This window comes from Curvibacter fontanus, from assembly GCF_054780335.1.
On the sequence record NZ_BAAGWN010000046.1, the window covers coordinates 73,437 to 93,327 of the forward strand.

The 19,891-nt window shown below is 65.3% G+C and carries 19 protein-coding genes; 11 read left to right on the plus strand and 8 right to left on the minus strand.

The features are described 5' to 3' along the window. Nucleotides 1–81 precede the first annotated feature (81 nt). The 6 genes from rpmH to ACYVH8_RS16575 all read left to right on the plus strand — a co-directional run bounded on the left by rpmH (nucleotide 82) and on the right by ACYVH8_RS16575 (nucleotide 5,064). Nucleotides 82–216 (plus strand): 50S ribosomal protein L34, encoded by a 135-nt coding sequence (gene rpmH, locus ACYVH8_RS16550; RefSeq protein ID WP_006299042.1) that lies wholly within the window; start codon nucleotides 82–84, stop codon nucleotides 214–216. Nucleotides 217–275: 59 nt separating this feature from the next. After that, complete coding sequence (gene rnpA, locus ACYVH8_RS16555) at nucleotides 276–686, plus strand: ribonuclease P protein component (RefSeq protein ID WP_460489912.1); 411 nt, start codon at nucleotides 276–278, stop codon at nucleotides 684–686. Then, entirely contained in the window at nucleotides 683–955 is a 273-nt protein-coding gene (gene yidD, locus ACYVH8_RS16560; RefSeq protein ID WP_460489913.1) for a membrane protein insertion efficiency factor YidD, read from the plus strand. The genes rnpA and yidD overlap by 4 nt, the downstream gene beginning before the upstream one ends. After that, nucleotides 952–2,655, plus strand: a complete 1,704-nt coding sequence (gene yidC / locus ACYVH8_RS16565) for a membrane protein insertase YidC (RefSeq protein WP_460489914.1) — start codon at nucleotides 952–954, stop codon at nucleotides 2,653–2,655. The genes yidD and yidC overlap by 4 nt, the downstream gene beginning before the upstream one ends. A 64-nt stretch (nucleotides 2,656–2,719) precedes the next feature. Continuing rightward, the gene (gene mnmE / locus ACYVH8_RS16570; protein ID WP_460489915.1) at nucleotides 2,720–4,120 is read left to right on the plus strand and encodes a tRNA uridine-5-carboxymethylaminomethyl(34) synthesis GTPase MnmE; all 1,401 of its coding nucleotides are present in this window, start codon (nucleotides 2,720–2,722) and stop codon (nucleotides 4,118–4,120) included. Nucleotides 4,121–4,341: 221 nt separating this feature from the next. Next, the gene (locus tag ACYVH8_RS16575; RefSeq protein ID WP_460489916.1) at nucleotides 4,342–5,064 is read left to right on the plus strand and encodes a hypothetical protein; all 723 of its coding nucleotides are present in this window, start codon (nucleotides 4,342–4,344) and stop codon (nucleotides 5,062–5,064) included. A gap of 27 nt (nucleotides 5,065–5,091) precedes the next feature. Here the strand turns inward: ACYVH8_RS16575 and ACYVH8_RS16580 are convergent, their stop codons facing one another. Both ACYVH8_RS16580 and ACYVH8_RS16585 read right to left on the minus strand, forming a co-directional pair. Beyond that, on the minus strand, nucleotides 5,092–5,646 hold the full coding sequence (locus ACYVH8_RS16580; RefSeq protein ID WP_460489917.1) for an adenine phosphoribosyltransferase: 555 nt from the start codon (nucleotides 5,644–5,646) through the stop codon (nucleotides 5,092–5,094). 38 nt (nucleotides 5,647–5,684) lie between these two features. Then, nucleotides 5,685–7,670, minus strand: coding sequence for a monovalent cation:proton antiporter-2 (CPA2) family protein (locus ACYVH8_RS16585; RefSeq protein WP_460489918.1), 1,986 nt, complete (start codon nucleotides 7,668–7,670; stop codon nucleotides 5,685–5,687). Between the two features lie 45 nt (nucleotides 7,671–7,715). Here ACYVH8_RS16585 and ACYVH8_RS16590 point away from each other — a divergent pair, with 45 nt between their 5' ends. Genes ACYVH8_RS16590 through ACYVH8_RS16605 form a run of 4 tightly spaced genes read left to right on the plus strand, consistent with a single transcriptional unit; the run spans nucleotide 7,716 to nucleotide 10,676 of the window. Further along, a complete protein-coding gene (locus ACYVH8_RS16590; RefSeq protein ID WP_460489919.1) occupies nucleotides 7,716–8,717 on the plus strand; it encodes a KpsF/GutQ family sugar-phosphate isomerase in 1,002 nt (333 codons plus the stop codon). Beyond that, entirely contained in the window at nucleotides 8,714–9,268 is a 555-nt protein-coding gene (locus tag ACYVH8_RS16595; RefSeq protein WP_460489920.1) for a KdsC family phosphatase, read from the plus strand. The genes ACYVH8_RS16590 and ACYVH8_RS16595 overlap by 4 nt, the downstream gene beginning before the upstream one ends. Then, nucleotides 9,265–9,882 (plus strand): LPS export ABC transporter periplasmic protein LptC, encoded by a 618-nt coding sequence (lptC, locus tag ACYVH8_RS16600; protein WP_460489921.1) that lies wholly within the window; start codon nucleotides 9,265–9,267, stop codon nucleotides 9,880–9,882. The genes ACYVH8_RS16595 and lptC overlap by 4 nt, the downstream gene beginning before the upstream one ends. A gap of 17 nt (nucleotides 9,883–9,899) precedes the next feature. Next, on the plus strand, nucleotides 9,900–10,676 hold the full coding sequence (locus tag ACYVH8_RS16605) for an SDR family oxidoreductase (RefSeq protein ID WP_460489922.1): 777 nt from the start codon (nucleotides 9,900–9,902) through the stop codon (nucleotides 10,674–10,676). 49 nt (nucleotides 10,677–10,725) lie between these two features. On the opposite strand, the gene ACYVH8_RS16610 is transcribed toward ACYVH8_RS16605, so the two are convergent. Both ACYVH8_RS16610 and ACYVH8_RS16615 read right to left on the minus strand, forming a co-directional pair. After that, complete coding sequence (locus ACYVH8_RS16610) at nucleotides 10,726–11,142, minus strand: RNA recognition motif domain-containing protein (protein WP_460489923.1); 417 nt, start codon at nucleotides 11,140–11,142, stop codon at nucleotides 10,726–10,728. A 225-nt stretch (nucleotides 11,143–11,367) separates the two neighbouring features. Then, complete coding sequence (locus tag ACYVH8_RS16615; protein WP_460489924.1) at nucleotides 11,368–11,763, minus strand: RNA recognition motif domain-containing protein; 396 nt, start codon at nucleotides 11,761–11,763, stop codon at nucleotides 11,368–11,370. A 247-nt stretch (nucleotides 11,764–12,010) separates the two neighbouring features. On the opposite strand from ACYVH8_RS16615, the gene ACYVH8_RS16620 reads away from it, so the two are divergent. Beyond that, the gene (locus tag ACYVH8_RS16620) at nucleotides 12,011–12,526 is read left to right on the plus strand and encodes a TlpA family protein disulfide reductase (RefSeq protein ID WP_460489925.1); all 516 of its coding nucleotides are present in this window, start codon (nucleotides 12,011–12,013) and stop codon (nucleotides 12,524–12,526) included. 169 nt (nucleotides 12,527–12,695) lie between these two features. On the opposite strand, the gene ACYVH8_RS16625 is transcribed toward ACYVH8_RS16620, so the two are convergent. From ACYVH8_RS16625 to ACYVH8_RS16640, 4 genes are all read right to left on the minus strand, one after another. Continuing rightward, nucleotides 12,696–13,898 (minus strand): ammonium transporter, encoded by a 1,203-nt coding sequence (locus ACYVH8_RS16625; protein WP_460489926.1) that lies wholly within the window; start codon nucleotides 13,896–13,898, stop codon nucleotides 12,696–12,698. A 189-nt stretch (nucleotides 13,899–14,087) separates the two neighbouring features. Then, nucleotides 14,088–15,143: a DMT family transporter gene (locus ACYVH8_RS16630; RefSeq protein WP_460489927.1), complete on the minus strand. Its 1,056-nt coding sequence runs from the start codon at nucleotides 15,141–15,143 to the stop codon at nucleotides 14,088–14,090. A 103-nt stretch (nucleotides 15,144–15,246) separates the two neighbouring features. Beyond that, complete coding sequence (locus ACYVH8_RS16635; RefSeq protein ID WP_460489928.1) at nucleotides 15,247–18,372, minus strand: efflux RND transporter permease subunit; 3,126 nt, start codon at nucleotides 18,370–18,372, stop codon at nucleotides 15,247–15,249. After that, nucleotides 18,369–19,814 (minus strand): efflux RND transporter periplasmic adaptor subunit, encoded by a 1,446-nt coding sequence (locus tag ACYVH8_RS16640; protein ID WP_460489929.1) that lies wholly within the window; start codon nucleotides 19,812–19,814, stop codon nucleotides 18,369–18,371. The genes ACYVH8_RS16635 and ACYVH8_RS16640 overlap by 4 nt, the downstream gene beginning before the upstream one ends. Nucleotides 19,815–19,891 lie beyond the last annotated feature (77 nt).

Here is a 19,891-nt window from a genome sequence, read left to right on the forward strand (position 1 = left end):
ACGACATGGGACGAGCCGCAGCCTGTTGAGGGCTCGCCTGCATGGACAGAAAACTCCATCGCTTATCACTAGGATTTCGAGATGAAACGTACTTACCAGCCCTCCAAGATCCGCCGTGCGCGCACCCATGGCTTTCTGGTCCGCATGAAGACCCGTGGTGGCCGCGCCGTGATCAATGCACGTCGCGCCAAGGGCCGCAAGCGTCTGGCCGTCTGAGCCGTATCGTCCACCCAGCGTCCTGTACGGTAGATGCGCAGTGTTCTTGACGGCGCACCATGCTGGCGCGGCGGCTGAAAACCCGGGAACAGTTCCAGGCCATGCTGGCATGCGCCTCATTTGCCCGGACCGAGCATTTCGTCATGCATCGCATGGTCGGGGAAACCTCGGACGCGTCCGCCGTCCCGAGGGTCTTTCTTGCCGATGACGAGCTTTGGTTCGGCGCCATGGTTCCCAAGCGCTGGGCACGCCGTGCCGTGACGCGCAATCTCATCAAGCGACAGATCTACAGCATCGCGGCGCAGCATGCGCCAGTGCTGCCGGCGGCCGCCTACCTGGTGCGCCTGCGTGCAGGTTTTGAGCGCCGGCAGTTCAACAGTGCTGCTTCGGACGCCCTGCATGCGGCGGTCCGTGCCGAGATCCAGCAGTTGTTCGGCAAGGCCGCGCAGCCACGCAAGGTGGGCGCATGATCGCCAAAGTGCTCATCGGCCTGGTCAAGGCCTACCGTTTCTTTCTGAGCCCCTGGCTGGGCTCGGCCTGCCGTTTCGAACCGACCTGCTCGCGTTATGCGCTGGACGCCCTGCATCAGCATGGCGCGCTGGCCGGCAGCTATCTGACCATGGCGCGTCTGTTGCGCTGCCATCCCTGGTGTGGCGGTGGGCATGATCCCGTGCCGGCACAAAAACCGCGATTCTTCAGCGGCCTGCTTACCTCCTCCTCTGAAAAGAAGACTTCATGAACGATATTCGCCGCACCATCCTGTGGGTGATTTTTGGCTTTTCCCTGGTCCTGCTGTGGGACCAGTGGCAGATCCACAATGGCCGACCCGCGACCTTCTTCCCGAGCCCCACGGTCAAGACGGTCCCGGCGCCGCAAACTCCCGCTTCGGCGCCTGCGGCCACCGTCCCGACCGCCACGCCCGTGCTGCCGGCCGGCAACAGCAGTGATCGCATCACCAAGACCGAGACACAGGCCCCGGTGGCCCGAGAGCGGGTGGAGGTGAGCACCGATGTGCTGAAGCTGGGTTTCGACACCGAGGGTGGCTCCCTGGTCCATTCCGAATTCCTGAAGCACCACGATCAGAAGCATCCCGAAACCAACGTCGTGCTGTTCGACGAAAGCAAGGACCGTGTCTATCTTTCCCAATCCGGCCTGATCGCCGGCGCTGCGGGCGGCAATCTGCCGACGCACAAGACCGTCATGAAACTGGTGCCCGGCGAGCGCGTGCTCAAGGAGGGCGTTGATGAACTGCTGCTGAAGTTTGAGTCGCCCGAAGTCGGGGGTGTCAAGCTGGTCAAGACCTATACGATCAAGCGAGGCAGTTATACCCTGGGCGTCAAACACGAGGTGCAGAACCTGGGCGGCGCGCCGGTGACGCCGCAGCTTTACCTGCAACTGGTGCGCGACGGCAACAAGCCTGCCGGCGAGTCGTCCTTCTATTCCACCTTCACCGGCCCGGCGGTCTACACCGAAGCCAGGAAATACCACAAGATCGAGTTCAGCGATATCGAAAAAGGCAAGGCCGAATTCGACAAGCAATCGACCAATGGCTATGTCGCCATGGTGCAGCATTACTTTGCCAGCGCCTGGCTGCTGGCTGACGGCGTGCAGCGCGACATCTTCGCGCGCAAGGTGGACAGCAATTTGTACGCGGTCGGCATGATTGCCCCCCTGGAGACCCTCGCCCCGGGGACGAGCCGGGCCGTGGAGGCGCGCCTCTTCGTCGGGCCGCAGGAAGAGAAGCGACTTGAAGCCATCGCACCCGGATTGGAACTGGTCAAGGACTATGGCTGGCTGACCATCCTGGCCAAGCCCCTGTATTGGCTGCTGGACCAGCTCCACCGCCTGCTGCACAACTGGGGCTGGTCCATCGTGGCCCTGGTGGTGCTGCTGAAGATCGCCTTCTACTGGCTCAACGCCAAGGCCTACGCCAGCATGGCCAAGATGAAGGCCATCACGCCGCGCATCACCGAGCTGCGGGAGCGCCTCAAGGACAAGCCGCAGCAGATGCAGCAGGAAATGATGCGCGTCTACCGCGAGGAAAAGGTCAACCCCATGGGCGGCTGCCTGCCCATCATGATCCAGATCCCGGTTTTCATCGCCCTGTACTGGGTGCTGCTGTCCAGCGTGGAAATGCGCAACGCGCCCTGGATCCTGTGGATCAAGGACCTGTCGGCCAACGATCCCTATTACATCCTGCCCCTGCTCATGACGGCCACCACCCTGCTGCAAACGGCCCTGAACCCGGCGCCGCCGGACCCGCTGCAGGCCAAGATGATGTGGTTCATGCCCCTGATCTTCAGCGTGATGTTCTTCTTCTTCCCGGCCGGCCTGGTGCTGTACTGGCTGACGAACAACATCCTGTCGATCGCCCAGCAGTGGATCATCAACACCCGCATGGGGGTTCCGCCGCAGTTCAACCTGCCGAAGTTCAAGTAAGCAGATGAACAGGGCCGCGCAAGCGGCCCTTTCACTTGCAGCTGCCGCTGCAAAATAGAGGCCCATGCTGGCACGTCAACAGGAGCCCGTCGTCGCCGTCGCCACCGCCCCCGGACGCGGGGCGGTGGGCATCGTGCGCGTGAGCGGGCGCGGCCTGGATGCTTTCGTCGCGGCCCTGTGCGGGCGCGCCTTGCAGGCGCGCCATGCCACGTACCTGCCCTTGCGCGACGCGGCGGGCGAGGTGCTGGACCACGGCCTGGCCATTCATTTCCCGGCGCCGCACTCCTATACCGGCGAGGATGTGCTGGAGTTGCAGGTGCACGGCGGCCCGGTGGTGATGCAGCTTCTGCTGGCCCGTTGCCTCGAAGTGGCTGGGCGGGTGGATCCGGCAAGCGGCCGCACCTGTCTGCCGGGTCTGCGGCTGGCTCAGCCCGGTGAGTTCACCGAGCGAGCCTTCCTCAACGACAAGATCGACCTGACGCAGGCCGAGGCCATCGCCGACCTGATCGATGCCAGCACCGAAGCGGCAGCGCGCAGCGCCAGCCGTTCGCTGGACGGCGCGTTCTCACGGGAGATCGGCGTGCTGCGCGAGGCGCTGATCCAGCTGCGCATGCTGGTGGAAGCCACGCTCGACTTCCCGGAAGAAGAGATCGATTTCCTGAAAAAGGCCGACGCCAACGGTCAGCTGACCCGGCTGCAAGAGCAACTGGCGGCCGTGATGCAGCACGCGCGCCAGGGCAGCCTCTTGCGTGAAGGCATCAAGGTGGTCATCGCCGGCCAGCCCAATGCGGGCAAGAGCTCGCTGCTCAACGCCCTGGCAGGGGCCGAACTGGCCATCGTGACCGCCATTCCAGGCACCACACGAGACAAGGTGCAGCAGACCATCCAGATCGAGGGCGTGCCCCTGCACGTGATCGATACGGCCGGCCTGCGCGAAAGCAGCGACGAAGTGGAGCGCATCGGGATCGCTCGTGCCTGGGCCGAGATCGAGGCCGCCGATGCCGTGCTTTTCCTGCACGATCTCACGCGCCACGCCCTGTCCGAATACCGCCAGGCCGACGAGGCCATCGCGCGCACCCTGGCGCAACGCCTGCCGGCACGCGTGCCTGTGCTCGAGGTCTGGAACAAGGCCGACGCGGCGCCACCACCGTCCGAGCGCCTGAGTCTCTCGGCCAAAACCGGCGCCGGCCTGGAGCCGCTGCGCCGCCGCCTGCTGGAGACAGTGGGCTGGCAGGCGGCGTCCGAAGGCGTCTACATCGCCCGCGAACGCCATGTGCAGGCCTTGCGCCGTGTGCGGGTCCACCTGGAAATGGCGGCTGCGCATCTGGCTTCGCAGGCCCATGCGTTGGACCTGTTGGCCGAGGAGCTGCGCCTCGCGCAGAACGCGCTCAACGAGATCACGGGCGAGTTCACATCAGACGACCTGCTGGGTGTCATTTTTTCCCGTTTCTGCATCGGTAAATAAGACCCGCGGAGTTGCGGGTTTGCAGCAGGTCTTTTGCCTGTGCCTTGAAGTCGGCGTACTGTGTGGACTGACAGCCCGGGTGCGGGAGGTCTGAACCGGAAACAATTTCTTACGCCGGGCATGTCAGCAGGTATGCACGCTCCCGCATTTAGGAAGAAAATGCGAGGGACAGACAAATCTGCCTGCCCTGTGTTCTGCAAGCGGCGTCATCGGAATGAAAAATGGGACGACTGGACAACCTCTTCTCCAAAAAATCGATGGTCAAGGCCAGCCCCGCGCAGGGTGCCGGTCCGACCCATCTGCCGCCGGATGAAGAACAGGCCATGGATCGCAAGACCCTCCGGCTGGAGCGTCGTGAACTGCTGTATGCCGTGGTGCGTGAGTCCATGGCGCGTGTGGGCATGCTCTCGTCGAGCTACAAGTACAAGGTGCTCTCGCTCGACTCGCGTGGCAGCCAGTATCTGATCATGATGGATCTGCCCAGGGAAATGGCCGAACATATCGGCCAGCTGGCAGAGATCGAAGAGATCATTACCCAGAACGCCCGCATGCGTCACAGGATCGACGTGACCGCGGTGTACTGGCGTATCAATGAACTGACCAAGACCTCGACGTCGGTGCTGCGCAAGCCGCGCACCGAAAGCGAGCTGGGCGTGGCGCTCTCTGCGCCGACCGTCAACGACATGTTTCCCGAAGCGCCGCCGGCCCCAGCCGTGCCCGGCCAGAGCAAGCGCCGCTTCGAGCCCATCCGTCCTGACGAAGTCAATGCCTTCAAGCAGGCACTGGCTTCGGGCAACAAGGAACGGCCGGGCGCTCCGGGCAAGCCTTTGCCCGCAGACTTTGCGCCGACCGAGTTCCCGCCGACCGAATTCGAGGAAACCCGCATGGAGGATGAGGTCGAGCGTCTGCCACTGAGTCGGACCCAGTACGGCGACCTGATCTGAAGCCTGGCACGGGCGCCGCAGCGCGCCTCAATGTCCGGCGAAATCGAGCAGTGTGAACAAGGGCAGACCGGCCTCGCGCAGGCGGGCCGAGCCCTTGAGTTCGGGCAGGTCGACGATGGCGGCCCCCTCCATCACCTGGGCCCCCAGTTTCTCCAGCAGTTTCTTGCCCGCCATCATGGTGCCGCCGGTGGCGATCAGGTCGTCGACCAGCAGGACGCGGTCACCCGGCTTGACTGCATCGGTGTGCAGTTCCACCGTGGCGCTGCCGTATTCGAGCTCATAGGTTTCCTCCACCGTGGTGAAGGGCAGTTTGCCTTTCTTGCGGATGGGCACGAAACCCACGGCCAGCTCATAGGCGATCACCGAGCCCAGGATGAAACCACGTGCATCCAGCCCGGCCACCACATCCGGGCGCAGGGACGGGTCCATGTAGCGATGGACAAAAGCGTCGATCAGGACACGAAAGACCTTGGGATTCTGCAGCAGGGGCGTGATGTCGCGGAACTGCACACCCGGCGAGGGCCAGTCGGGCACGGTGCGGATATGGCTGCGGAGGTAGTCGTGGATGTTCCAGTCCTGCATGATGATCCTGATGGGCGTCGTGGTGTGGGCGCGTCGGCTCAGCCCCGCAGCAATTGTTCCTCGGCCAGCGCCAGTGCCTCGGCCGGCCCGCTGAGCACGAGGGTGTCCCCATCTTCCAGTGTCAGTCCGGTATCGGGAGAGAGGCTTTTGCCGTTGCGCCGGCGCAGGCTGAGTATGCGGGTGTCGGTCAGCCGCGGCAAGAGCGCGCCCAAGGTCTGTCCCAGGGCACGGGCGCCCGCCGGCAAGGTCAGGCTGTGCAGGCGCTCCTGCGCCCCGTCGTCATCGGCGCTGTCGTCGGCACCGTGGAAATAGCCGCGCAAGAGGTTGTAGCGGGCATCGCGCTGGTCCTGCACCAGCCGGATCACGCGCCGCATGGGCACACCGACCAGCGCCAGGGCGTGGCTGGCCAGCATCAGCGACCCTTCGATCGATTCGGGCACCACCTCGGTGGCGCCGGCGGCGCGCAGGCGGTCCAGGGCGTAGTCATCCTGGGTTCGCACGATCACGGGCACGCTCGGGGCGTGAGCTCGTACATTGGCCAGCACCTTGAGCGCGCCGGGCACATCCAAATAGGTGATCACCACCGCGCTGGCGCGGCCCAGGCCGGCTGCCATCAGGGCTTGCAGGCGGGCCGCGTCGCCGTAGGCGACGGCATTGCCGGCCGCTGTGGCCTGTCGCACCCGGTCGGGGTCCAGGTCCAGCGCCATATAGGGAATCTTTTCCCCCTCCAGCATGCGCGCCAGGTTCTGGCCGCAGCGTCCGTAGCCGCAGATGATGACGTGGCCGCTGGTGCCGATGGCCTGGCGTGCGATGCTGGTCATCTGCAGCGACTGCTGCAGCCATTCGCTCGCCACCAGTCGCAGCACGATGCGGTTGCTGTACATGATGATGAAGGGCGTGGCCAGCATGGACAGCACCATCGAGGCCAGGATGGGGTTGAGCGTGACAGCTTCGATCAGGCCCCGCTCATGCGTCAGCGACAACAGTACAAAGCCGAACTCGCCGGCTTGCGTCAGGTACAGGCCGGTGCGCAGCGCCACACCCATGGTGGCGTCGAGAAGCCGTGTGAGCGCGGTGATCAGCACCAGCTTGAGCAGCAATGAAGAGGCCATGAGCATCAGCACCAGGGGCCAGCGCTGCCAGACGATGCTCCAGTCCAGCATCATGCCGATCGTGATGAAGAACAGGCCCAGCAGCACGTCATGGAAGGGCCGGATGTCGGTCTCCACCTGGTGTTTGAATTCGGTCTCGGCAATCAGCATGCCGGCGACGAAAGCGCCCAGGGCCAGACTCAGGCCGGCCAGCTCGGTCAGCCAGGCCAGGCCCAGGGTGATCAGCAGCAGGTTGAGCATGAAGAGCTCGTTGCTCTTGTGGCGCGCCACCTGGGTCAGCCAGCTGCGCATCAGGCGCTGGCCACCCAGCAGCAGCAGAGACAACAGCACCACCGCCTTGAACAGGGCCAGGCCGAGCGAGCCCAGCAGTTCGTTGGCCGGGCTGCCCAGTGCCGGGATCAGCACCAGCAGCGGCACCACGGCCAGGTCCTGGAACAACAGGATGCCCATGACGCGTTTGCCGTGCTCGGACTCCAGCTCCAGCCGGTCGGCCATGAGCTTGACCACGATGGCCGTGCTGCTCATGGCCATGACCCCCGAAAGCGCCAGCGCAGCCTGCCAGCTGATGGACCACTGGTCGGGCAGGAGCAGGTTCAGCCCATAGGCGCCGGCCATGGTCAGCAGCATGGTGAACAGCACTTGCAGCAGACCCAGGCCGAAGACATGGCGACGCATGGCGCGCAGGCGCGGCAGGTTGAACTCCAGGCCGATGGCGAACATCAGGAACACCACGCCAAACTCGGCCAGGTGGGCAATACCCTCGGAGTTCTGTGCCAGCGCCAGCGCATTGGGCCCGATCAGCACGCCCACGGCCAGGTAGCCGAGCATGGGCGGAAGTTTGAGGTTGCGGAAAACGACCACACCCAGCACGGCCGCCAGCAGGTAGATCAAGGTCAGTTCAAGGCCGCTCATACCCAGGATACTAGCAAGACAGCACACCCCCGATAGAATCCGTCCATGAGCGAAAGCAAGCAGGCGCATCCGCCGCTGGATGCGAACCGGGCCATCCGGCTCGCCCACGAAACCCTCGAGATCGAAGCCGCAGCCGTGCTCGGCTTGCGCCAGCGTGTCGGCGAGCCTTTCGCGCAAGCCGTGGCCCTGGTGCTCAGGGTGCCCGGACGTGTGGTGGTGATGGGCATGGGCAAGAGCGGCCACATCGGCCGCAAGATGGCCGCCACCCTGGCCTCCACGGGCACACCGGCCATGTTCGTGCACCCGGCCGAAGCCAGCCATGGCGACCTGGGCATGATCACGGCCGCCGACCTGCTGCTGGGCATCTCCAACAGCGGCGAATCCGAGGAGCTGACCGCCATCCTGCCGGTGCTCAAGCGCCAGGGCGTGCCCCTGATCGCCATGACCGGCAACCCGCAGTCCACCCTGGGCCGCCACGCCGACCTGGTGCTCGACACCGGTGTCGAGAAAGAGGCCTGTCCCCTCAACCTGGCGCCGACCGCCAGCACCACGGCCCAGCTGGCCCTGGGCGATGCCCTGGCCGTGGCGCTGCTCGATGCCCGCGGTTTCAAGGCCGAGGACTTTGCCCGTTCACATCCCGGTGGTTCGCTCGGGCGCAAGCTGCTCACGCATGTGAGCGATGTGATGCGCCAGGGCGAGGCCGTGCCCAAGGTCAGTGCCGATGCCGGCTTCAGCGTCATCATGCGCGAGATGAGCGCCAAGGGCCTGGGGGCCACGGCCATCGTCGATGGCGCAGACCGCGTGCTGGGCATCTTCACCGACGGCGACCTGCGGCGCCTGCTGGAAAAAGGCGTGGATGTGCGCGAAGGCAGCGCGCAGCAGTTCATGCACCCCAATCCGGTGACCATCCAGCACGACGCGCTGGCGGTGGAGGCGGCCGAGATGATGGAACAGCGTCGTATCACCAGCGTGCTGGTGGTGGATGGCGGGGGCCGCCTGTGCGGGGCGCTCAACAGCAACGACCTGATGCGCGCCAAGGTCATATGAACGTCCGCCATCCGGTGCTGACCTTTGCTCCCGAGCTGCTGTTGCGGGCACAGGGCGTGCGCGTGGCCTTTTTCGACGTCGATGGCGTGCTCACCGACGGCGGCCTGTACATCGGGGAGAGCGGAGAAGGCCTCAAGCGCTTCCATACCCTGGACGGTCATGGGCTCAAGCTGCTGCAGCGCGCCGGCATCACGCCGGCCGTGATCACCGGCCGCGACAGCCCGGCGCTGCGTGTGCGCCTCCAGGCGCTGGGCATCCAGCATGTGCATTACGGCACCGAGGACAAACGACCGGCCGCCGAGCTGACCCTCCAGGCCCTGGGGCTGGACTGGGCGCAGGCGGCGGCCATCGGCGACGACTGGCCGGACCTGCCGGTGATGCAGCGTTGTGCCTTTGCCTGCGCACCGCCCAACGCGCATGCCGAGGTGCTGGCGCGGGCCCATCATGTGACAAAAACGGCGGGCGGCAGCGGCGCCGCGCGCGAGTTCAGTGATCTGTTGCTGGTGGCCAGCGGTCGTTATGCGGGTTTGCTGCAGGAGTACATGTCGTGATCCGCATCGTGCGCCTGGCCTGGGACAGGCTGTCGATCTACCTGCCGCTCATGCTCATGGGCCTGCTGGCGCTGGGCACCTACTGGCTGGTGCGCAGCACGCCGCTGCTGGCGCCAGGTGCGACGGAGCAACCCCTGCGCAAGGATCCGGATTACCTGATGGAGCGCTTTTCGATCAAGACCTTCGACAGCAGCGGGCGCCTCAAGAGCGAGGTCTATGGCGAGCAGGCGCGGCACTATCCGCACACCGATCTGCTGGAAATCGACCAGGTGCGTATCCGCAGCTTCAACAGCCTTGGTCACCTGACCGTGGCGACCGCCAAACGCGCGCTGGCCAACAACGACGCCAGCGAAGTGCAGCTCATGGGCGATGCGCAGGTGGTGCGCGAGGCCACGGTGGACCGCTCGGGCGCCATCCTGCCGCGTGTGAGCTTCAACGGCGAATTCCTGCATGCCTTTCTGGAAGAGGAGCGCATCAAGTCGCACAAGCCGGTGGCCTTGACGCGAGGCAACGACCACATCACCGCCGAGAGCATGGACTACAGCAATTTCGACCAGGTGGTGGAACTGCGGGGCCGGGTGCGCGGCACGCTGCAGGCGCCGCAGGACCGCTGAGCCGCGCCAAAACTTCGATGCGCAAGCTGGTCTTCATCACGGGCGCTTCCAGCGGCATTGGCCAGGCCCTGGCCTGGCGCTGTTACCAGGCCGGCTACGACCTGGCCCTCGTGGCGCGCCGCGTACAGGAGATGCAGCAGTGGGCCGATGCCCATCAGCTTGAGGGTGCGCGTTACCGACTTTATGCCGCCGACGTGGCAGAGGTCCAGAGCATCGTGGCCACAGGGCAGGCCTGCCTGACGCAGCAGGGTCTGCCCGATGTGGTGGTGGCCAATGCCGGCATCAGCATCGGCATGGACACCACCGAGCGCGAGGATCTGGCGGTCATGGCCCAGACCTTTGCCGTCAACAACACCGGGTTGGCCGCCACGTTCCACCCCTTCATCGTGCCCATGCGCCAGCGCGGCTCGGGTCGCCTGGTGGGCATCGCCAGCGTGGCCGGTATCCGCGGCCTGCCCGGCCACGGTGCTTATTGCGCCAGCAAGGCCGGTGTCATCAGCTATTGCGAGAGCCTGCGCGGCGAACTGCGCGGCAGCGGCGTGCGTGTGGTCACGCTCAGCCCGGGGTATATCGATACCCCGTTGACGCGGCAGAACCGCTACGCCATGCCCTTTCTCACGTCGCCCCCCGCTTTTGCCGAGCGCGCCCTGCGGGCGATCGAGGCCGGTGTCAGCTACCGTGTCATACCCTGGCAGATGGGCGTGGCCGCCAAGCTGCTGCGCCTTTTGCCCAATGCCTTGTTTGACCGCCTGCTGGCCGGGCGACCGCGCAAGCATCGCGCGCCGTCCCGCTGAAGTCAAAGAAAAAGGCCCCGATGGGGCCTTTGCCTGTGCAGTCTGGAGATCAGTAGCCACGGCGACCGCCGCCCCCACCGCCGCCGCCGCGCGGATTGCCATAGGGGCTGCGGAAACCGCCCTCGCCCCCGCCGCCTGCGTCACCGCCTTCACGGCCGCCGCCGCCGTAACCCCCACCACCACCCCCGCCGTAACCCCCGCTACGGGGGGCGCGAGGCTCCATGGGCCGGGCTTCGTTGACGACGATGCTGCGCCCGCTCAGCGGCTGGCCGTTCATGCCGTTGATGGCGGCCTGGGCTTCAGCATCACTGCCCATTTCGACGAAACCGAAACCCTTGGAGCGGCCGGTGTCGCGCTCCATCATGACCTTGGCGCTGCTGACGCTGCCGAACTGGCTGAAGGCCTGTTCCAGGTCGTTGTCACGGACGGAATAGGCCAGATTGCCGACGTAAAGTTTATTGCCCATGCAGGGACTCCTGAAAAGCCTAAAACAAGCGATGGGGTCCCAGAAACGCAATCCATTCGTGTCGACGATGCGAATTCGGCAGATCATCGCAATCCTGTGAGTGGCCTCCCAGCCCTCACCTTTTTATTATTGGCACAGAAATCCGCTTCAGACAAGGTGCTCCGGCCTAGGAAAAACCATGAAAAAAGGACCCGCACAGGGTCCTTTTTGGGGAAGCAGCAGAGCTTAGTAGCTGTTGCGGCCACCGCCGTAACCGCCGCCACCGCCTTCGCGACGGCCACCGCCGCCGCCGTATCCACCGCCACCACCACCGTAGCCGCCGCCACCGCCGCCGTATCCACCACCACCACCACCGCTACGGGGCGGGCGGGCTTCCATCGGACGGGCTTCGTTCACCACCAGGGCGCGGCCGCCCTGCTGCTGGCCGTGCAGGGCGCTGATGGCGGCCTGTGCCTCGGCATCACTGCCCATTTCGACGAAGCCGAAACCCTTGGAGCGGCCGGTGTCGCGCTCCATCATGACCTTGGCGCTGCCGACGCTGCCGAACGCGGAAAAGGCGCGTTGCAGGTCTTCGTCACGGAAGGAATAGGGCAGGTTGCCCACGTAAAGTTTGTTGCCCATGAAGGGACTCCTCAAAAAGACTCAGGTAAGGCGATGGAGTCCGATAGCCGCGAGCAACAAAGCACTGAAGACTTGAAGAAGACGCAAAACCGACGAATCACCGCAATTTAATACCACCGATTTACAGCAGTAGGTCCCATTATGCGTGATCCCGCTGAAATAGCCAGCAAGTGGATACCCGCAGACCCCGGATCTGTAAGAAAGCGGGGCCCGGATGCGACAAACCGGTCTCATGCGGAGCAAAAACATGCGCAGGATGGCCAATTTCACGCTGGCTGGGGCGCTGGTTCTTGCGCCGCTGGCGCAGGCACAGACGGACAAGCCCGCGGCCCCGGCCGCAGGGCAGCCCCGGCTGAGCGGTCAGACCTTCGAGGGCCGGCCCTTTGATCCGGGCAGTCTGCGCGGCAAGGTTTTGCTGGTCGTGTTCTGGTCCACCGCCTGCCCCGTGTGCCGCGACAAGATGGGCGAGTTGCGTGCCAATTACGAGGGCTGGCACGGCCAGCCTTTCGAGATGGTCCTGGTGAACCAGGACCGGCGCCTGCAGGATGTGCAGGCCTACGGGCAGATCCTTGCGCTGACCGTTCCGCGGGCGCAACGTTTTCCCCAACTCTGGACCGGTCAGCCGGCCTATGCCGACAGTTTCGGCGCCCAAACGGCGCTGCCGGCCACCTGCATCATCAACAAAAACGGGACAGTGGAGAAGACCTACCGCGGCCGCATTCCGCCCGAGGCCTGGGCGCGCGTTTTGCCGACCTCGGCCTGAGTGTGGTGAACGGGTGGCCGTGATCAGCCTGGCCGAGATCGCCCCGGCCACCTTGCAGCAGTACATCCTCTGGGGCGTGCTGCTGCTTGGGCTGGCTATTTACGGACCCGGGCGCTGGAGCGTCGGGTCTGGCCCTGCTTGTTGCAACGCATGGGCCAGAAGACGGGACTTACCAGTTGACCTCGCGGTCCGGTGTGGCGCCGATCTTGTGGATGGAGAGGTCGGCGCCGTCGAACTCCTCTTCCTGGCTCAGGCGCAAGCCCATGGTGAGCTTGAGCAGGCCGTAGACCGCGAAACCACCCACCAGGGCCCAGAGTATTCCCAGCCCGGTGCCGATGAGCTGGCCCGTCAGGGTCACGCCGCCCAGGCCGCCCAGGGCCTTGCTGCCGAAGATGCCGGCGGCGATGCCACCCCAGGTGCCGCACAGGCCATGCAGGGGCCAGACGCCCAGCACATCATCGATCCTCCACTTGTTCTGCGTGAGCGTGAACATGAAAACGAAGATGGCGCCGGCCACGCTGCCCACCACCAGCGCGCCCAGCGGGTGCATCAGGTCCGAGCCGGCGCAGACCGCCACCAGTCCGGCCAGAGGGCCGTTGTGCACGAAACCCGGGTCGTTCTTGCCCATCAACAGCGCGGCCAGCGTGCCGCCGGCCATGGCCATCAGCGAGTTCACGGCCACCAGGCCGGACATCCTGTCCAGGGTCTGGGCGCTCATGACGTTGAAACCGAACCAGCCTACCGTCAGGATCCAGGCGCCCAGCGCCAGGAAGGGGATGCTCGAGGGCGGGTGGGCCGAAATGCCGCCGTCCTTGCGGTAGCGGTTGTAGCGTGCGCCCAGCAGCAGCACGGCCGGCAGGGCGATCCAGCCGCCCACGGCGTGCACGACGATGCTGCCCGCGAAGTCGTGGAACTCCTCGCCGCTGAGGGACTTGATCCAGGCCTGGATGCCGAACTTCTGGTTCCAGGCGATGCCTTCGAACAAGGGATAGACCAGACCCACGATGACGGCCGTGGCGATCAGCTGCGGCCAGAACTTGGCGCGCTCGGCGATGCCGCCCGAGATGATGGCCGGAATGGCCGCGGCGAAGGTCAGCAGGAAGAAGAACTTCACCAGCTCGTAGCCGTTTTTGGCCACCAGCTCTTCGGCGCCGATCAGAAAGCCGGTGCCATAGGCCACGGTGTAGCCCACCAGGAAATAGACCACGGTGGAGACCGAGAAGTCGACCAGGATCTTGATCAGGGCATTGACCTGGTTCTTGCGCCTGACGGTGCCCAGTTCCAGGAAGGCAAAACCGGCGTGCATGGCCAGAACCATGATGGCGCCGAGCAGGATGAACAGGGCATCGGCGCCCTGTTTTAGTGCGTCCATAAGAAAATCTCCGGAAAAATGCTTTTATCTGGTGCAAAAACCAGAACTTTTAAGAAATGCACCAATGACAAGCAAAAAACAGGCCAAATTGCGCCATGAGAGTGCGAGTTGCGCACCAAGGCGGGTAGCTGCTTTCCATCTCAGACTTTGGACGCAAGGTCAAACCTGAGCCCCCGGCTCAGCGGCGGCTCAGTGCCCGTGCCCGTGTCGGTGATGGAGATCGGGATAGTGAGGGTGCTTGTGGGTCAGCACCTCGTGCCGGTGCTGGTGCAAGTGCGGCTCGCGCCCGTCCCCTGCGGCCTCGTGCGCATGCTGGTGGTGCTCATCGTGCACATGGGCATGGGCGTGTTCCAGGACCTCATGCGTGTGTTCGTGCTCGTGGTGTTCGCTCAGGTGCAGCCACACGCCCAGTGCCATGAGCGCGGCCGCGATCCAGAACAGCGGCCCCACTACCGTCTCGCCGGGCAGGGCCAGCGCCAAGGCAGCGCCCGCAAAGGGCGCGGTCGAGAAATACGCCCCCGTGCGCGCCGTGCCCAGGCTGCGCAGGGCCAGCACAAAGAGCACCAGGCTCAGGCCGTACCCTAACAGGCCCAGCAGCAGCGTCAGGCCGAACAGGCCCATCGCCGGCAGGGCTGCGCCCAGCGTCAGGGCCAGCAGGGTGTTCACGCTGCCGGCCACCAGGCCCTTGGTGCTGGCGATGAAAAGCGCATCGGCCGCCGACGCCTTGCGGGTGAGGTTGTTGTCGATGGCCCAGCACAGACAGGCCAGTGCCACGGCCAGCACGCCGCCGGTGGGCGCCACCGCGGGTCCACCCGCTCCGTTCGGCCACGCCAGCAAGACACCGCCCAGCACGATGGCCATCATGCCCAGCGCCACGCGCCGGTCCGCGTTCTCGCGAAAGATCCCCCAGGCGATCAGGGCCGTCAGCACGGCCTCAAGATTGAGCAGCAGGGAGGCCGTGGCGCCGCCCAGTTGCGTGAGGCCGACCATCAGGGCCACCGGGCCGAGCACGCCGCCGAAGAGGATGGCGCCGAGCAGCCACGGCCAGTCAGCGCGCGCCAGCGCCACCTGCGGCTGCCGGCGTCGCCGGAACAGGCGCACCAGACCCAGGCCCACACCGCTGCCCAGGTACAGCAGCCCTGCCAGCAGCACGGGCGGCATTTCCCCCACCAGCAGGCGCGCCAGCGGTGTGCTCGCACCGAATAGCAGAGCGGCCAGCAAGGCCTGTATCACGCCTGGATGCATCGTTGTCTTCCCCTGCGTTCTCGGAGGTCAGTTGTGCGATTCATACTGCTTCTGTCGACACCAAGCATTCCAAGGCTCCACATGGCACCATGATAGTGGGACGCTAAAGTGATTTCCCTCTCCTCGCCAGAAGAAATACGGCCGGCACGACAAACAAGGACAACAAGGGCGCGCTGATCATCCCGCCCACCATGGGCGCCGCAATCCTTTGCATCACCTCGCTGCCCGCCCCACCACCCCAGAAGATCGGCAGCAAGCCGGCCACGATGGTGGCAACGGTCATGGCCTTGGGCCGCACGCGCAGCACCGCCCCCTCGCGTATCGCCTCCAGCAGCGCACCCTCATCCGTGCGCCCCTGCGCCAGACGGGTCTCCCAGGATTGCCTCAGGTAGAGCAGCATGATCACGCCAAACTCAGCCGCCACTCCGGCCAGGGCGATGAAGCCAATCACGCTGGCCACGGAGACGTTGTGCCCCAGGGCCCAGAGCAGCCAGATGCCGCCGATCAAGGCGAAAGGCAAGGTGCCCATGATCAGCAAGGCGTCCCCGATGTGGCGGAAGGTGATGTAGAGCAACACGAAGATGATGAGCAGGGTGAAGGGGATCACCACCTTGAGCTTGGCCGTGGCACGCTCCAGGAACTCGAACTGGCCTGACCAGGACACCGAGTAGCCCGGTGGCAGCTGCACCTGTTCGGCGACCGCTTTCTGCATATCGAGCACGGTCCCGCGCAGATCGCGGCCGCGCACATCGACGTAAACGAAGCCCGCCAGCCGGCTGTTCTCGCTGCGCAGCATGGGCGGCCCGTCGCTGATGCGGATGTCTGCCACGTCGGACAGCAGCAGTCGCTGCCCCGTCGGCGTGACGATGGGCAAGGCCCGCAGGCGGGGCAAGGAATCCCGCATCTCACGGGGGTAGCGCAGGTTGATGCTGAACCGCTGCAGGCCTTCGACGGTCTTGCCGATCTCCATGCCACCCAGGCTGCCCTCGATGACCGCCTGAACGTCGGCGATGTTCAGGCCATAGCGGGCGGCGGCCTGCCGGTTGATGTCCACATCGACATAGCGTCCCCCGGTGAGGCGCTCGGACAAGGCGCTGCTGACACCCCGCACCGGCTTGACGGCCTGCTCGATCTGACGTGTCAGACCATCGATGGTGGCCAGATCCGGACCCGCAACTTTGACCCCCACAGGGCTCTTGATGCCCGTGGCCAGCATGTCGATCCGGTTGCGGATGGGGGGCACCCAGATATTGGACAGGCCCGGAACCCGGACGGTGCGGTCCAGCTCCTCCACCAGCTTGTCCAGGGTCATGCCGGACCGCCATTGGTCGCGCGGCTTGAACTGGATCGTGGTCTCGAACATCTCCATCGGCGCAGGGTCGGTGGCGGTATCGGCGCGTCCTGCCTTGCCGTACACGCTGAGGACCTCCGGCACGGTCTTGATGAGCCGATCCGTCTGCTGCAGCAGCTCCGAGGCCTTGGCGGCCGAGAGGCCGGGCAGGGCCGTGGGCATGTAGAGCAGGTCGCCTTCGTCCAGCGGCGGCAGGAACTCGCTGCCCAGCCGCTGCAAGGGCCAGAGGCTGAGCAGCAGCAGCAGCACCGAGCAGGCCAAGGTGAGCTTGGGCCGGCGCAGCACGCCCTCCAGCAGCGGTCGGTAGATCGCGATCAGAGCTCGATTGATCGGGTTCTGGGATTCGCCGGGAATACGGCCGCGGATCAGGTAGCCCATCAGGACGGGAATGAGGGTCACCGCCAGGCCGGCCGAGGCGGCCATGGCATAGGTCTTGGTGTAGGCCAAGGGCGAGAACAGCCGCCCCTCCTGGGCTTCCAGCGTGAAGACCGGAATGAAACTCAAGGTGATCACCAGCAGCGAGAAGAAGAGCGCAGGCCCCACCTCCGCAGCGGACTCAGCGATCAGTTGCCAGCGGCGCTCGCCCGAGAGCGCGAGTCCGGGGTTGTCATGCGCCCAGCGTTCGAGGTGCTTGTGCGCGTTCTCGATCATGACGATGGCGGCGTCCACCATGGCGCCGATGGCAATGGCGATGCCCCCCAGGGACATGATGTTCGCGTTGATGCCCTGGTGCTGCATCACGATGAAGGCCATCAGCACCCCCAGCGGCAGGGTCACGATCGCGACCAGCGCGCTGCGCAGGTGAAACAGAAACACCAGGCAGACCAGGCCGACGACGATGAATTCCTCGATCAGCTTGGTCTGCAGGTTGTCCACGGCGCGGGTGATCAGGCCCGAGCGGTCATAGACCGGCACGATCTCCACGCCAGTGGGCAGGCTGCGCTGCAGTTCGGCCAGCTTGGCCTTGACGGCCTGGATGGTGGCCAGGGCATTTTTCCCGGTGCGCATGACGATGACGCCACCGACGGCTTCGCCCTCGCCATTGAGCTCCCCGATGCCCCGACGCATCTCGGGGCCGATCTGTACATGGGCCACATCGCCCAAACGCACCGAGATGCCTGCCGCGGTGGTCCGGATGGGGATGGCCCGGAAATCGTCCAGGGATTTGAGGTAGCCACTGGCCCGGACCGCGTATTCGGCCTCACCCAGCTCGATCACGGAGCCTCCCGTCTCCTGGTTGGCGCGTCCCACGGCTTCGCTGACCATGTCCTGGCTGATGCGGTAAGCCGCCAGCTTGTCGGGATCCAGCACGATCTGGTACTGCTTGACCATGCCCCCGATGCTGGCGACCTCGGCCACATCGGCCACGGTCTTGAGCTCGAAGCGCAGGAACCAGTCCTGCAGGGCCCGCAGCTGGGCGATGTCCTGCCGGCCGCTGCGGTCGATCAAGGCGTACTGGTAGATCCAGCCCACGCCGCTGGCATCCGGCCCGATGGATGAGCGGGCCGTGGCGGGCAGGCGCGACTGCACCTGGTTGAGGTACTCCAGCACCCGCGAGCGGGCCCAGTAGAGGTCCACGTTGTCGTCGAACAAGACGTAGACGAAACTGTCGCCGAACAAGGAAAACCCGCGCACCGCCTTGGTCCCGGGCACCGAGAGCATGGTGGTCGTGAGCGGATAGGTGATCTGGTTCTCGACGATCTGGGGGGCCTGCCCAGGCCAGGTGGTACGGATGATGACCTGGGTGTCCGAGAGATCGGGCAGGGCGTCCAGCGGCGTACGCATCAGCGTCAACACGCCCCAGGCGCTGACGATGAGTGTCGCGATCAGCACCAGGATACGGTTGGTGATGCTCCAGTGGATGAGGCGGGAGATCATGGGGTACCTCCGCCGCTCAGGCGTTCCATCCGGGTGATCAGCGGCATCTCACCGTCCTGCATCCTGAATTCGATGCGGACCTTCTCGCCGGTCGCCAGCTTGGCCGCGCCTTGCTCAGCCGGCGGCAGACGGAAGTCCATCGTCATGCTTGGCCACTTCAACGCCGGAACCGGCTGGTGCGTCAGGGTCACGGCCTCGTCCTGGATCTTCTCGATCACCGCGTCGGTCGTGTAGGTCTGTGTTGCGGCTTTGGCCGCCTGCGCCGGGCCCTGATTGAGCCGGTCCACCAGACCGCGCAGGCTGGCCTCGGAATCGATCAGGAACTGGCCGGACACCACGACGTTCTGCCCCGGATCCAGGCCCGAGAGAATCTCAATCTTCCCGTCGGCTTCGCGACCGGTTTTCACCTCGACAGGCCGGTAATACCCGTTTTCCTCGGCCAGCATCACCATATTGCGCTGTCCGGTGCGGATCACGGCTTCGCTGGGAACAAGCAAAGTGGCTTTGCGCGTGGCTCCGGCGAACTGCATCTGAACCAGCATGCCCGGGACCAGCTTGGCGCCGGGGTTGCGCAGCTCCAGCCGGGCCTTGAGCGTCCGGGTGCTGGCATCCACCTGAGGCAGCAGGGCCTGTACGCGCCCCTCAAAAACCACCCCCGCAAACGCCGGGCTGCTGGCACGTACGGCCATACCCGGCCTGAGCTCGGCGATCTGGCTCTCCGGCACCTCGGCCTCGGCCCAGACGGTCTGGGTCCCTTGCAGGCGCAGCAGCAGCATGCCCGGCATGACGGTGCCTCCTTCGCGCACCATGAGTTCGGTCAGCACGCCGGCCTGGGGTGCACGCAGGGTCAGGCGGGCGTGCAAGGTTCCGCTGTCCGTCACCTGGCGTATCTGCTCCTCGGACATGCCGACCTGGCGCATGCGTTGCAAAGCAGCTTTACGCAGGACATCCAGATCCGTGCCTTGCATCCGGGTGATGGCCAGGTAGTCTTCCTGTGCCGCCACCCAGTCGGGTACATAGATGTCCAGCAGCGGCTGGTCCTTCGCCACGGCATCCAGGACGGCGCGCACATGCAGCTTCTCCACATAGCCCATGGCCCGGCTGCTCAGCGTCGTCTGAAGACGCTCGTTCCAGGCGATATCGCCCACGGCAGCAAACCCCGTCTGTAGAACGCCCTCCATCGCAGTCGCGGTGCGCAGGCCGAGGTTTTGCTGGATGCGCGGGCTGACGCTGACCAGTCCGGCATCGGCATCGCCGGCGCCAGCGTAGCGCGGCACCAGCATCATGTCCATGAAGGGGGATTTGCCCGGTGCTTCGAAGTTCTTGCCGGGCACCATGGGATCGACGTAATAGAGGATGGTGCGCCCCGTCTGGGGGTCCATGTCTCCTGCCTTCAAGCCCTCGCGCAGATGGCGGCGCGTGGCGTCCTCGCCTTGTGCCATGGACCAACTTCCCGGGTCCTCCAGGGAGGCGCTCGTTGCGCCGGAGCCTGCAGTCCCCGTGGTGGATCTGCTGTTGA